Here is a 13,556-nt window from a genome sequence, read left to right as displayed (position 1 = left end):
AGGTCCCACTTAATCCAAGTCGCTGTCGATAGGCTCGAGGCTTTCGTCGCGGCCGCGCATGCGGCGCAGGAATTCCTTGACCGAGGCCCGCGTGTCCGGGGTCAGCTCCTCCATGGCGCGAGCGATACGGCGCGATTGCGGCTCGGAAAGGGCGAGCGCCAGTTCACGGCCGGCAAGCGTCGGGTAGAGCCTGCGCTGGCGGCGATCCTTGGCGCCGGCCATCTGGCGAATATAACCCGATTCGATCAGCTGCTTGAGAACGCGCGCAAGGCTCTGCTTGGTGATCTGCAGCGTATCGAGCAGGTCGGTGACCATCATCCCCGGCTGGCGGCAGACGAAATAGACGACGCGATGGTGGGCGCGGCCCATGCCGATCTTGGCGAGGATCGCATCCGGGTCGGACACGAAATCGCGGTAGGCGAAGAAAAGCAGTTCGATGGTCTCGAAGTCGATCTGGGCTTCGTCGACTGCCGGCATTGTCGGCATGACCTTCTTGACGGCTTTTCCCGTCGATGCGCGCGACACTCGCGTTTCCTTTCCCTTTTTGGCTGCTTGCCCCAGGGTCCGAAGATCTTGGGGCCGAAGCTCTTATTGCCGATCTCGCACTGTAACCTGCCGCACGTCATAAAGCGCGATCAGGCTGAACAATCAACAGCATTTGTTGGGAAGGGCGGGTGCTGCGAGCCACGGAGAAGGGCGCTGCCGAACAGCGCCCTTTCACGGTGGAGCTCAATCGTAGATGTGGACGATACGGCGGGTGCCGGGATCGACAAGAACCGGGCGGTCGTTGACGACGACGTAATCGTAATCGTAGTCCGGCACTTGCTGGATCACGACCTCGGGGGGCAACGTCGCGCCGATCGCCACTTCGTTGCGGACATAGACCGGCCGGACCGGGTGCTCCTCGATGTAGCTGATGACGGTTTCCGGCGGTTCGACGGCCTCGACCGCACCGACCGGGCCGAGCAGGACATCCCCCGGACCCGGAACGGCGGCGGGCGGAGCGACGCTTGCGGTCGTCTCATAGGTGACGGACGGTACTTCATACTGGGTGCGGTATTCCTCGACCGCGACCGCCGAGCCGTTGTGGCGGATCGTCAGGTATTCCGCATAGACCCAGCCGCGCATGCCGTTGACGTCGATGCGGCACCATTTGCTCCCCTGGAGGCAACCGTCCATCATGGCGGGGCTGCCGCGGGTGGCCATCCCGATCTCGGGATAGTTCTGGCCGGGACCTGAGCGGACGATGATGTCAGAGGCGGTGGTGGTGGTCATCTGCGCCTGGGCGGGCAAGGCAAGCGCCGAAAGGACGGCGCCGAGGCCAAGCCACTTCAATTCCGGGCATTTCAACCAAGTCGTCATGGATTTTCTCCTCATGTTGACTGGCAGGGTAACACCCGCATGTCCGGGTGGTTCCGCCGAATGCGGGCGGATTCTGCAAGCTGTGGCGGGGGTGCCACAGCTAGAATGGGGTACGGAACCTTTGTGCCGCCAACCCATTGTCCCCGCCATAAGCACCGGAGAAACCCATGACGAACCCGAGCGTGACCGCCCAGACCTTCACCGCCCAGACCTTCAGCGCACTGCCGCCGATCAGGATGGAAACATCCGGCGCGGCCAATCCGCTCAGAAGCGTGCTGGTGACCGTTTTCGTGCTGAAGATCGCGATTGCGGCCTTCCTAATCGCCACCGTATCGCTAGCGCCGCCGGTTTCCGCCAACGCGCATTACACGACCCTTGCCTCGAATTGATCTTTTCGGCTGAAATGCCCTCCGTTTATCGGTATATCCCGGCAAGCATCATCGTTCAGGCCGAGGCATCATGGGCAAGTTACAGGCCGGTATCATTCCGGTTACACCATTCCAGCAGAACTGCACGATCCTCTTCGACGAGGAGACCAAGCAGGGCGTTGTCGTCGATCCGGGCGGCGACGTGCCGACCATCCTTCAGGTCATCAAGGAAAACGGTATTACGGCCACGGAAATCTGGCTGACGCACGGGCACATCGACCATGCGGGCGGCGCCGACGAATTGCGCGAGGCGCTCGGCATCCAGGTGATCGGCCCCCACGAGGCGGACCTGCCGCTGCTGCAGCGCCTGGAGACGCAGGCGGAAAAATTCGGGGTCAAGATGGAGGTGCGCAACGTCTTGCCGGACCGCTGGCTCAACGAAGGAGACAAGGTTTCGTTCGGCGAGCATGTTTTCGAGATCTTCCATTGCCCCGGACATGCGCCCGGGCACGTGATCTATTACAACCGTGCCCAGGGTTTCGCGCATCTCGGCGACGTGCTGTTCAACGGCTCGATCGGGCGCACGGACCTGCCGGGCGGAGATCACGATACGCTGCTCGCTTCGATCCGCGACAAGGTTCTGCCGCTCGGGGACGAGGTCGGGTTCATCTGCGGCCACGGGCCGGGCAGTCGGATCGGCGACGAACGGCGCACAAATCCATTCCTGCGCGGCCTCGGCGGATCGAAGCCGCAACACACCTCGGTTTAAAAAAACCCGGCATCTCTGCCGGGCTTCAACTCGAAATGGCAAGCCTCTGGAGGCTTAGCCGGCGATCTGCAGATTGACGGCCTTGGGGCCTTTGCCGCGACGATCCGGTTCCGTGTCGAAGCTTACTTTCTGGTTTTCAGACAATCCGGACAGGCCAGAAGCCTGTACGGCAGAGATATGCACAAAGATATCGGCGCCACCATTGTCAGGCTTGATAAAGCCGAAGCCTTTGTCGGTATTGAAGAATTTTACAGTGCCAGTCTCGGCCATGCAGCAGGTCCTTTTCTCTCTGTCCGTGTTCAGCGGCGGACAGCATCACAGTGTAGCCCCTAAGGGCGGCGGCAGGCAGCTTTAAGAAAGGGTCCCTGTCTTTACCGCGATGACCGGCAGGAATTGCTTTGAAATCTCCGCCCCCGGCCTACCGCCCGAAGTCTTAGCGCCTTCGGAGCGCGTCATTATAGGTCTTCCCATGCTCGTAAATTGCCCGAACTTGCACAGAGTGCTGTGTTTATTGAAAATTGGCAAGAAAAAGTTTTTTGAATTGTCGCCACAATGGCAAATTACAAATCGCGGGAACCCCCGGAAAATGCGGGCTTTGAGCCTTTCCTGATGGTGCGGCAATGCGATTCCATCGCTGGCAATGCTTTGCTAACCTTCTCCTGTACCGTTTTGGGGCAAATGGCGCGAAAAGAAAAATTTTTGCCGCTCATGTCTCTGAATGAGGTCGGAGCGCATTCCGGTCCGATATTGCAGACGAAAGCGATACGCATCCCCAGCGTGAAATCCGCGGTCTGCTGGTACTACTCGCCGCTGGATTGCCGGCGGCCAAAAGCGCGGACAGGCCTTGCGAATACCGGTTTGGCCAAGGCCGGAGGAGGTAGCGCTGCGGCGGCCCGGCTGACGCCGAGCGTGTTTTCGTTGCCGGTTGTCTGGAGTGGCGCGAAGTCGGCCAGGCTTTCCGGAAAGCTCTCGTTGAATGTCGTCGGAGCGAGTTCGGGCCGCGCCAGGGCATAACCCTGCATCAGCGGCACGCCGAGCTCTTCGCAGAGATCCACCTGCCAAAGCTCTTCGAGCCCTTCGAAGATCGGTTCGATACCATCGTCGAGCATCTGTCGGACGATGACGCGCAGCAGCGCGTAACCGGCAGAATTGTCGAGGAAGTCGCGCACCCAGGAAGCCTCGAACTTCACGTAGTCCGGTTTGATGCGCTTCAGCCGGTCAAGATCGGAATCGCGGGCGCCATAGTCGTCGATCGCGATGCGGAAACCGACCGCCTGCATGTGCTCGGTGAAGGCGACTACAATATCGTCGGATGCGCCGGATCTTTCGGAGATTTCGCAGACGATCCGATCAGGCGCGAGACCAGCCTCATGGCTGGCGACCTTGATGCGATCGACTTCCTGGCGCATTTCCTGCGGCGTGCGGAAGAGGCCGGGGTGGAACTTGACGAAGATCCCGGCGCGGGACCGGTTCAGCCGACCGGTGTTCAAGATGTGAATGGTGCGCAGGATGCTATCGACATCGGCCATGTCGACCGGTGAAACGAGCGGAAAGAATTCGGCCGGCGAGACCGGTTCGCTGTCGCGGGAGGCACGCAGCAGGCCCTCGAAAGCTTCGATTTCAAGGCCGGTTTCCGGGCCTGAGCGAAAGATCGGCTGCAGCGCGGATTGCAGCAGGAAAGGACCGTAGACGGTGGAGAACGACCCGTTGTCGCTGCGAACCAGATTGGCGAAGATGCTTCTCGGCGTCATGCCCGTGCCCGTCGATTTCCGTTATCCATCCCTCCCGGTTGTAGCAGCCAAGGGTTACGCGGCTGTAAACAAGGTTTCGAAGGTTTTAATCAGCTTCTTTCATGGCTCGCATTCAAGCTTTGTGCTTGAAACGGCGTCATAGTTTAGACATAGAGCGTACGGGCGGTTTTCGGCGCGCGATGCCGCCGTGTTCAACAGCTCTTCAGGACGAAGATTATGGCCTTTCTTGCCGACGCACTTTCCCGCGTAAAGCCCTCTGCCACCATCGCCGTTTCCCAGAAAGCCCGCGACCTCAAAGCAAAGGGCCGCGACGTGATCGGGCTCGGCGCAGGCGAGCCGGATTTCGATACGCCGGACAACATCAAGAAAGCCGCCATCGACGCGATCAATCGCGGCGAGACCAAATACCCGCCGGTTTCCGGTATTCCACAGCTTCGCGAGGCAATCTCCAAGAAGTTCAAGCGCGAGAACAATCTCGACTACACGCCGGCCCAGACGATCGTCGGCACCGGCGGAAAGCAGATTCTTTTCAACGCCTTCATGGCGACCTTGAATCCCGGCGATGAAGTGATCATCACCGCGCCCTACTGGGTTTCCTATCCGGAGATGGTTGCCATCTGCGGCGGCACTTCGGTGATCATCAAGGCGAGCCAGGAAAACAACTTCAAGGTGACCGCCGCCGATCTCGAAAAGGCGATCACGCCGAAGACCAAGTGGTTCCTGTTCAACTCGCCGTCCAACCCGTCGGGTGCCGCCTATAGCCATGATGAACTGAAGGCGCTGACCGACGTGCTCGTCAAGCACGAGCATGTCTGGGTGCTGACCGACGACATGTACGAGCACCTGACCTATGGCGACTTCAAGTTCGTCTCGCCGGCGGAAGTGGAGCCGAAGCTCTACAACCGGACGCTGACGATGAACGGCGTTTCCAAGGCCTATGCGATGACCGGCTGGCGTATCGGTTACGCGGCCGGCCCGCTCGAACTGATCAAGGCGATGGACATGATCCAGGGCCAGCAGACGTCCGGTGCCTGCACGATCGCCCAATGGGCTTCGGTCGAGGCGCTCAACGGGCCGCAGGATTTCATTCCGCAGAACAAGAAGATCTTCGAAGGCCGCCGCGACCTGGTGGTCTCGATGCTGAACCAGGCGAAGGGCATCGTCTGCCCGTCTCCGGAAGGTGCCTTCTACGTCTATCCATCCTGCGCCGGCCTGATCGGCAAGACCGCGCCCTCGGGCAAGGTCATGGAGACCGACGAGGATTTCGTCACCGAACTTCTAGAAACCGAAGGCGTCGCGGTCGTCCACGGCTCGGCCTTTGGCCTCGGCCCCAACTTCCGCATTTCCTACGCGGCTTCGGGAAGAACAGCTCGAAGAAGCCTGCAAGCGCATCCAGCGCTTCTGCGCCAACTGCAAGTAACTGGCTTCACTCAATCAGCAGAAGCCCGCCGGTGACGGCGGGCTTTTCTGTTTCGAGCACTTGCGTTGACGATGACAGCAACCGGACGTACATTTCGGGCATGAAAACCGTATCAATCCGCGAAGCTCAGGACCGTCTCGACGAATTTGCCCAGGATGTGGAGCAGGGCGAGACCGTGACCGTGACACGGGACGGGAAGCCGGTGTTTGATATCGTGCCGCATCAAGAGTTGCCGAAGAAGAAAGGCGGGATTGATTTGGATGCAATCCAGGCTCATCTTCGTGCTCGGGGTATTACCAATCCAGTTCCATATATTGCGGATGATTTCGACGATCCGCTGCCGGAAGATTTCCTGTTGAGGCCGCTGCCTTGAGCAAGTCGTGTCTTCTCGACACGCATATCATCCTGGCTATTTTGCGTGCCGATACGCGTCAACGTTTCCCAAACATAAGCAAGCTGATTAGCGCCGCGGATTTCTCCGGTTTCGTGAGTGTCGCCAGCCTCTGGGAGATCGCCATCAAGTCCCGCCTAGGAAAGCTTGATCCGGGCGTGCCGCTTGAAGACATGCAGATCGTTCTGGAAGGCGCGGGCCTCACCATCCTGCGCATCGATATCCCGCATGTCATCACCGCCGCAGAGCCGGAGCCGGAAACACGCGACCCCTTCGATCGGCTTCTGCTAGCGCAATGCCAGGTCGAAGGGCTGCAACTGGTGACGATCGACCGGGCGCTTGTCGGACATCACCTCGCATTCAAATTCTAGGTGAGGGGGCGGTGGAGCGCCGCCCGCCGAATTGCCCCATCAGCTCTTGGTCAGTTTCACGATCGTCGACTCTCCGCCGCCGCGTTGTTCGGTAACCGCATAGACGGCGCCGTCGGGGCCGACCTTGACGTCGCGGATGCGGGCGCCGAGCGGTACGCGTTCCTCATAGGCCACCTTGTCGCCGTCCATGTGGACGACCACGATGCCCTGGGCGACGAGGCCGCCGATCAGGAAGGAATTCTTCCATTCCGGAATGGCGTCGCCGTCGTAATAGGCCATGCCGGACGGGGCAATGACCGGGTCCCAGAAATAGACCGGCTGTTCGGTCTCCTTCATGGCGGTGATGCCCTTGCCGATCGGCCTGCCGCTATAGTCGATGCCGTAGGTGACCTCCGGCCAGCCGTAATTCTTGCCGGCTTCCGGGCGGTTCAGTTCGTCGCCGCCGCGCGGTCCGTGCTCGACGGTCCAGAGACGGCCCTGTCCGTCGAGGGTGGCGGACTGCAGGTTGCGGTGGCCGAGCGACCAGATTTCCGGCAGGGCGCCCTGCCGGTTGACGAACGGATTGTCGGGCAGGGCCTTGCCGTTCACGTCGATGCGAAAGACCTTGCCGAGGCCGCTCGCGATGTCCTGGGCCTGCACGCGTGGCTGTGGATCGGAACGCTCGCCGACGGTCACGTAGAGTTCCTTGTTCGGGCCGAAGACCAGGCGTGAGCCGAAATGCTTGTTGCCGTCATAGCTCGGCATCTGGCGGAAGATGACTTCGAGATTTTCCAGCCTGCCGCCGCCTCGGGCGTCCGGGACGAGCCTGGCCGAAGCGACCGAGGTGCCGTTGCCGTCATCCCGCTGTTCGGAGAAGGAAAAGAAGATCGTGCCGGAGGTCGCAAAGTCCGGGGCAAGCGCCACGTCGAGCAGACCGCCCTGGCCGCCGGAAAGCACGTTCGGTACGCCCTCGATTTTCGGCCCGGCCTCGCCTTCGTCCGAGATGATGTGCATGGCGCCCTGCTTGGCCGTCACCAGCATCCGGCCGTCGGGCAGAAACTCCATAGCCCAGAGATGCGGCAGGCCGTCGGCAACCACCTCCTGGGCGATCTTCGGCATCCGGGCGGGCTGCGGCGCGCGCGTCTGGTTGGCGAATGCGGGTTTCTGGTCGCGGGCGTTCGGCGTTTTGGTTTCTGCGGGTTGACCGGCGTTCTGAGCTGGAACGGGGCCGGCCAACAAGGCAAGCGAGAGGGCCGAACCGGTCACGAGAAGACTGAGGCGTTTCATCATGGACTCCCTTTCAATGGGGCGGATTACCCGCCGAGGCCTGCAACGACACTCCCGCGCGGCGAAGGAGTATCTGGCAATGGCCTTCATCTAGGGCGTTCATCGGCAAGCGCCGTACACAGTTCGTTCAAGATTATTTTATTGACGGGTCGCGAACAAAAGCCCGCCGGTGAGAGCGGGCTTCGTGCGTTCGGACGAGGTTGCGGATCAGTCGGCGAGGTCAGCCGGAACCTTGCCGCCGTTTTCGGCGAGTTTCTTCATCAGCGCCTTGTGCAGCCAGACGTTCATTGTCGCGGAGTCGTTGGTATCGCCGCTATAGTGCAGCTCGGCGGCCAGTTCCTTGCGGGCCGTAAGGCTGGAATCGAGATCGAGCGCCTTCATCAGGTCGACGATCGACTTGCGCCAATCGAGCTTCTGGCCGCTTTTCTTGACGGCGGCGTCGAGTATGGGCGTGATGTCGACGGCGCCCGACGGGGAAGGGGCCGACGGCGTTGCCGAAGGGATGGGCGTCGGATTGGACGCCGGGGCGGCGGACGCCGAAACCGGAGCGGCCGGTTTCAGAGGTTCGGCGGCCGGTGCTGCTTCATCTGCGCCCCAAATTGCATTCTTAATCTTGTCGAAAATACCCATTGTTCCAGTCTCCCTCGGGTTAAATCCGAATAGGAACCTAAGCTAGAACAACGATTTCTCAAGTGGCGGCCGCGGGTTATTCGACCCGCGGCCCACGAATATCAGATCAGGCCGTGCCCCAGATGGCTTCGGCGGTCTGGACGACGAGTTCGAGCTTGCGCTTCTGGTCGTCCTCGGTGATCGAGTTGCCTTCCTCGGTCGAGGCGAAACCGCATTGCGGCGCGATGCCGAGCTGGTCGATATCGACGAACTTGGAGGCTTCGTCGAAGTGGCGACGGAGGCTGTCGAGGGTTTCGAGCTCACCGGTCTTGGTGGTGATGAAGCCAGGATAGACGCGCTGCTTCGAACCCTTCTGGAGCAGGCTCAGCGGCTGCAGGCCGCCGGAACGCTCGGTGTCGTATTCCATGAAGAACATGTCGACGCCGGTCTTGTTGAAGATGGCGTCGGCCGCCGCATCATAACCGCCTTCGGCCGCCCAGGTAGAGCGGAAGTTGCCGCGGCACATATGCATGCCGATCAGCATGTCCTTCGGACGGTCCTTGATCGCTTCATGCATGGTCAATGCGTATTTCTCGATCAACCAGTCCGGATCGTAGCCTTCCTCGCGCTTCATCGCGCGCTGCTTCTCGTCGCCGAGATAGGCGAAGTAGATGTCGTCCATCTGCAGGTAGCGGCACCCGGCCTCGTAGAACTTTTGCACGGCCTTGGCATAGGTGCGGGCGAGAGCTGCGAAGAGCGCTTCCTGGTCCTGGTATTCCGGATAGGTCACGTCGGCGCGGGCGGTGCGGTAATGGGCGACGCTCGGGCCGGGGATGGAGATCTTCGGCGTCACCTTGGTGTTGGCGGCGAGGAACTTGAAGTGTTCCAGATGCGGATGATCATCCGGGAAGTCGAGCTTGCCGTTGATGGTCGGAAAGGTCGGCGGCAGTTTGACGCCGTGGAAGGTGACGCCCTTGTGGGCTTCGCGGGTGACGAATTCCATGCCGTCGAGCAGGCCGAGGAAGTCGTAGTGCCAGAAATGGCGACGGGCTTCGCCGTCGGTCACGACCTTCAGGCCGACGCTTTCCTGCAGCTTGACGAGTTCCCGAATGCCTTCGTCTTCGACGGCCTTCAATTCGTCTGCGGAAATGCTCTTGTCTTCATAGAACTTCTTGCGGGCTTCCTTGACGGAAGCGGGACGCAGCAGCGAACCGACGTGGTCGGCTCTGTAGGGAGGTGTAGACATTTGAAATCTCCTTCATGCGCAACACGGTGATCGCGCCCATTGCTGGACGGCCGGCTGGGAAACCGGCCTTCGCCGCGGCGGACACGACCATATTTCAGACATTGATTCAACCTCTTCCCGATCCGATTCCGTTGTCGCGCGCAAGCCTTTGATGTGGAATCTCTTTTGCCTAGAGGCCCAGCGCCGTCAGCATCACGAAGGTGGCGAAAAGAACGAAATGGGTCATGCCTTCGATGGCGTTGGTCTGCCCGTCGTTGAGGTTGATCGCGGCGGCGATCAGGGTGACGGCGACCATGACGGTCTGAACCGGGGTCATTGCCATGACGAAGGGCTGGCCGCTGTAGAGCGCGATGCTCTCCATCACGGGCACGGTGAGGATGACGGTCGAGAGCGAGGCTCCCATGGCGATGTTGACGACGGACTGCATGCGGTTGCGCAGTGCCGCGCGCAGTGCGGTCAGGATTTCGGGCGCTGCGGAAATCGCCGCAACCACGACAGCCATCAATGTCAGCGGTGCGCCGCTGCCCTCCAGCCCGGCATTCATGAGGGTGGACATGAATTCGGCGAGGAAGCCGATGATCAGGACGCCGACAAGGATGATGCCGATCGAGATCGTCGCGGATTCGTGTTCGGCTTCCTCTTTCGGCGTTTCGCCGCCGGTTGCCGGCTTGGCGCGCGGATAGGTGTAGCTGAAGAAATAGCTGTGCGGACCGACCTGCATCTTCAGGAAGACCGCATAGAGCGCGATCATCGCGCAGATCGTGAAGGCGGAATAATAATGCCAGCGGTCGCCGGGAATGAACTCCGGGACGATCATGGAAATGCTCATGGCCGTCAGGATCATCACGCTGTAGGTGCGGCTGGAATCGTCGTTGTAGGGCTGCTCGCCATGGCGCAGGCCGCCGAGCAGGGCGGCGAGGCCAAGGATGCCGTTGATGTCCAGCATGACCGCCGCATAGATCGTGTCGCGCACCAGGGTGGGCGAGCTGGTATTGCCCATCATGATGGCGAGGATCAGCACTTCGACCGCCACTGCCGACAGCGTCAGGATCATCGTGCCGTAGGGGTCGCCAACCTTGCGGGCGAGCACTTCGGCATGGTGGGCGACGCGGGTGGAGGCGAGGATGATGATGCCGATCAGGACGGCGGCGGCGATCAGCGAAGCCGTCTTGCCGGCCTGGAGCACGGAATGTTCGACGGAATAGGCGACGAAGCCTGCGGCCAGCGCAACGATGAGAAATCTTTCCTGCTTCAGCAGAGACAACAAACCCACATTCCACTCCTGACCTTGGTCCATGACAATCCAAGGCGGCAACCTGCGGCGTCAAGCAAGGTTCCGTTTTCGCCTCGAGGATTTGCGGTCGGCGGCCTTTGATGCCATAATTTACGACGTGATTTGCGATGTGGCTTGGAACTTCGTGGCACCTTTTTCAATTTCTCACCCCGGTGCCGCGACAGGATAAGGATCCGAATGGATCGAGGCAGCCGTGAAAGACAGGAGGGAGTATGACCAAGGTTACCTATAAAGTCGTGCCGCATGACGGCGGCTGGGCCTATCGCCAGGGCGACGTCTATTCGGAAACTTTTCCCAGCCATTCCGACGCCTTGCAGGCGGCGCGCATCGTTGCGGCCGAGCAGCAGGTGGGCGGAGAGCCGGAAGAGATCAGCTGGCAGGATGAAAAGGGCATCTGGCACAACGAATACAGCGAGGGTGGCGACCGGCCCGAGGCGGAGGTCATGGATGGCGACGAGGGGGCTGACGCCCGCTAGGTGCGGGGTGCGCCAAGGACACTAACGCGGCCGCGGTTTGAGCGCGCTCCTGTCGTCTCAGCGGAGCCCAAGGCAAGCGCGTCGAGCCGTTTCGATCGATATCAACGATGAGGATCTGAACGACCACAAACGGAGGCCGATCCCGGTGCGCATGGCAGCGATACGACCGATGTTTTTTATGTGGCCGTGCCGGCCCTGCTGGCCAGATCGACTGTGTCGGTAATTCATCGTTCTTTAAATTACGGTTGTTAATATTAGTGTATTCTTACCGAAAGCTAAGTCTGACGACGTAGCCTAGTCAATCCAAAGGAGATTGCATGCGCAGGCCACAAGTTAAGACGACGCTGATCCTTATCAACGTGTCATTCGCAGCTATCTTCCTTCTGTTTGCGGTTTTCTCTCTTCGAAGTGTTCAGCAGGTAAACGAGGACACTGCGGCGATCGCCAAGAACTGGCTCCCGAGCGTTTCGGTAACCCGTAATATTCTCTTCGAACTTGAGCGCATGAAATTCGCATACGCCAATCATATTATGTCGATCAGCGACGAAGCAATTGCCGCGGCGGAAAAACAGATCTCCGCCCAACAGTCTCGGCAAAAGAATGCCATTGAAGCATATCGTCCGCTCATTTCCTCCCCTCGGGAGGCAGAGCTGCTTGCCGAGATCGAGAAGCTTGCCGCCAACTACGACAGAGCTGCGCAGCCAATGCTCGAGAAGTCGCGCAAGAATGACAACGACGACGCCAAGGCTATCTTCTACAAAGAGATGGAGCCAATTGTCGAAAAGGCGGAGGGGTCAGCCAGCGAGCTCCTGGGCATCAACGTGAAGGGCTCCGAGGCATCCTACGAAAGCAGCCAATCGACGTACTCGTCAATTTTCTGGACTACTTCGATCTTGGCGACGGTGGTTCTCACCATCGTTGCAGGCGCCATTTCGTATGTTGCGGTCGAGATCGCACGCCCAATCAGAAACATCACGAAATCCATGACGGTGTTGGCTGCCGGGGATACGGATTCGGATATTCCCTATTCGGAGCGCGCCGACGAGATCGGCTCTATGGCCGGTGCCGTTGAGGTCTTCCGGCAGACCGCCCTGGCGAAAATCGCGGCTGACGAGGAAAGGGAAACAACTCGGGCGGTATCCGAAGCCGAGCGGCTGGGCCGTGAGCATGCAGACCGGGCTCGGGCCGCGGCCATGCTACAGGCGACCAAGGGGTTGGCGACGGGGCTGGACCAATTGGCCCACGGCGATCTCACGGTTCAGATCAGCGAAACGTTCGATCGTGATTTCGAGGGGTTGCGTCGGGATTTCAACGGCGCCGCCACTCAACTGCGCGAGACTTTCGCCAAAGTGTCAGGGGTTGCCGTCAGTATGGACAGCGGTTCGAGTGAGATCGCCAACAGCGCAAACGATCTTGCCAGACGCACCGAGCAACAGGCCTCCGCCCTTGAGCAGACGGCGGCGGCCCTCGATGAAATTACGGCGAATGTCGCCTCCGCTTCCAAACGCGCCGAGGAGGCGCGCAGCGTCGCCGTTGACGCCAATGCCGGTGCGGCGACATCCGGCGAAATTGTCAGCCAGGCCGTTCAGGCCATGAGCCGGATCGAGCAATCATCCGATCAGATCTCCAGCATCATCGGCGTGATCGACGAGATTGCCTTCCAAACCAATTTGCTCGCTCTCAACGCCGGCGTAGAGGCTGCGCGCGCGGGGGAGGCAGGCAAGGGATTTGCCGTTGTGGCACAGGAAGTCCGAGAGCTGGCACAGCGCTCCGCCCGGGCCGCCAAGGAAATAAAAGCCCTTATTCAGACGTCCACCGGAGAGGTGGCGCGCGGGGTCGAACTCGTCTCAAAGACTGGCGAAGCGTTGAAAAAGATTGGCGGTCTGATTGTCACGATGAACCAACACGTCGATGCGATCGCCATGTCCGCTCGCGAACAATCGTTGGGGTTGGCCGAAATCAATACCGCGGTTAACAGCCTGGACCATACGACGCAACAGAACGCGGCGATGGTCGAAGAGACAAGTGCGGCGTCTGCATCTCTTGCGAACGAGAGCTCTACGCTGCGGCAGCTCCTCGGTCAGTTCAGGATCAGTGACGGGACCCAGAGCCAGGCATATGCTCTTCGGAAGGCTGGATGACGCCCTCCTTTGTCGCGTTCGCATCGCGTATCTCGGGCCGACATTTGCGTGCCCGTTTCAACTTTCGGCGCGACATATAGAGCGGCGCCGCC

At 60.3% G+C, this 13,556-nt stretch carries 14 protein-coding genes and 1 pseudogene; 7 read left to right on the top strand and 8 right to left on the bottom strand.

The window, feature by feature from the left end:
• Positions 1–9 precede the first annotated feature (9 nt).
• Together LZK81_RS14120 and LZK81_RS14115 are read right to left on the bottom strand one after the other, a co-directional pair.
• Complete coding sequence (locus LZK81_RS14120) at positions 10–486, bottom strand: MarR family winged helix-turn-helix transcriptional regulator (RefSeq protein WP_233956563.1); 477 nt, start codon at positions 484–486, stop codon at positions 10–12.
• A 243-nt stretch (positions 487–729) separates the two neighbouring features.
• Positions 730–1,362 (bottom strand): DUF1236 domain-containing protein, encoded by a 633-nt coding sequence (locus LZK81_RS14115; RefSeq protein WP_046603875.1) that lies wholly within the window; start codon positions 1,360–1,362, stop codon positions 730–732.
• A gap of 167 nt (positions 1,363–1,529) precedes the next feature.
• Between LZK81_RS14115 and LZK81_RS14110 the strand changes: the two genes are divergently transcribed.
• Complete coding sequence (locus LZK81_RS14110) at positions 1,530–1,751, top strand: hypothetical protein (RefSeq protein WP_046609274.1); 222 nt, start codon at positions 1,530–1,532, stop codon at positions 1,749–1,751.
• 70 nt (positions 1,752–1,821) lie between these two features.
• On the top strand, positions 1,822–2,499 hold the full coding sequence (locus LZK81_RS14105; RefSeq protein WP_046609275.1) for an MBL fold metallo-hydrolase: 678 nt from the start codon (positions 1,822–1,824) through the stop codon (positions 2,497–2,499).
• Positions 2,500–2,553: 54 nt separating this feature from the next.
• Here LZK81_RS14105 and LZK81_RS14100 read toward each other — a convergent pair whose 3' ends face one another.
• Entirely contained in the window at positions 2,554–2,769 is a 216-nt protein-coding gene (locus LZK81_RS14100; RefSeq protein ID WP_003494703.1) for a cold-shock protein, read from the bottom strand.
• Between the two features lie 530 nt (positions 2,770–3,299).
• A complete protein-coding gene (locus LZK81_RS14095; RefSeq protein WP_233953676.1) occupies positions 3,300–4,250 on the bottom strand; it encodes an EAL domain-containing protein in 951 nt (316 codons plus the stop codon).
• Between the two features lie 216 nt (positions 4,251–4,466).
• On the opposite strand from LZK81_RS14095, the pseudogene LZK81_RS14090 reads away from it, so the two are divergent.
• From LZK81_RS14090 to LZK81_RS14080, 3 genes and pseudogenes are all read left to right on the top strand, one after another.
• Positions 4,467–5,670, top strand: a pseudogene (locus tag LZK81_RS14090) (pyridoxal phosphate-dependent aminotransferase).
• Positions 5,671–5,770: 100 nt separating this feature from the next.
• On the top strand, positions 5,771–6,043 hold the full coding sequence (locus LZK81_RS14085; protein ID WP_046603880.1) for a type II toxin-antitoxin system Phd/YefM family antitoxin: 273 nt from the start codon (positions 5,771–5,773) through the stop codon (positions 6,041–6,043).
• The gene (locus LZK81_RS14080) at positions 6,040–6,432 is read left to right on the top strand and encodes a type II toxin-antitoxin system VapC family toxin (protein WP_046603881.1); all 393 of its coding nucleotides are present in this window, start codon (positions 6,040–6,042) and stop codon (positions 6,430–6,432) included. Before LZK81_RS14085 ends, LZK81_RS14080 begins: the two co-directional genes overlap by 4 nt.
• 39 nt (positions 6,433–6,471) lie before the next feature.
• On the opposite strand, the gene LZK81_RS14075 is transcribed toward LZK81_RS14080, so the two are convergent.
• From LZK81_RS14075 to LZK81_RS14060, 4 genes are all read right to left on the bottom strand, one after another.
• Complete coding sequence (locus LZK81_RS14075) at positions 6,472–7,698, bottom strand: PQQ-dependent sugar dehydrogenase (protein ID WP_233953675.1); 1,227 nt, start codon at positions 7,696–7,698, stop codon at positions 6,472–6,474.
• 207 nt (positions 7,699–7,905) lie between these two features.
• The gene (locus LZK81_RS14070; protein ID WP_046603882.1) at positions 7,906–8,328 is read right to left on the bottom strand and encodes a DUF3597 domain-containing protein; all 423 of its coding nucleotides are present in this window, start codon (positions 8,326–8,328) and stop codon (positions 7,906–7,908) included.
• A gap of 106 nt (positions 8,329–8,434) precedes the next feature.
• Positions 8,435–9,553, bottom strand: a complete 1,119-nt coding sequence (locus tag LZK81_RS14065) for a 5-methyltetrahydropteroyltriglutamate--homocysteine S-methyltransferase (RefSeq protein ID WP_046603883.1) — start codon at positions 9,551–9,553, stop codon at positions 8,435–8,437.
• 169 nt (positions 9,554–9,722) lie between these two features.
• Positions 9,723–10,850, bottom strand: coding sequence for a calcium:proton antiporter (locus tag LZK81_RS14060; RefSeq protein ID WP_418936441.1), 1,128 nt, complete (start codon positions 10,848–10,850; stop codon positions 9,723–9,725).
• Between the two features lie 209 nt (positions 10,851–11,059).
• On the opposite strand from LZK81_RS14060, the gene LZK81_RS14055 reads away from it, so the two are divergent.
• Together LZK81_RS14055 and LZK81_RS14050 are read left to right on the top strand one after the other, a co-directional pair.
• Positions 11,060–11,323, top strand: a complete 264-nt coding sequence (locus LZK81_RS14055) for a DUF2188 domain-containing protein (protein WP_233953673.1) — start codon at positions 11,060–11,062, stop codon at positions 11,321–11,323.
• Between the two features lie 317 nt (positions 11,324–11,640).
• Complete coding sequence (locus LZK81_RS14050) at positions 11,641–13,464, top strand: methyl-accepting chemotaxis protein (RefSeq protein ID WP_233953672.1); 1,824 nt, start codon at positions 11,641–11,643, stop codon at positions 13,462–13,464.
• Positions 13,465–13,556 lie beyond the last annotated feature (92 nt).

It is taken from the genome of Neorhizobium galegae (assembly GCF_021391675.1).
Lineage (GTDB): Bacteria > Pseudomonadota > Alphaproteobacteria > Rhizobiales > Rhizobiaceae > Neorhizobium > Neorhizobium galegae_B.
The sequence above is the reverse complement of the archived record's forward strand: the minus strand, read 5'-3'. Positions and strand labels throughout refer to the sequence as shown.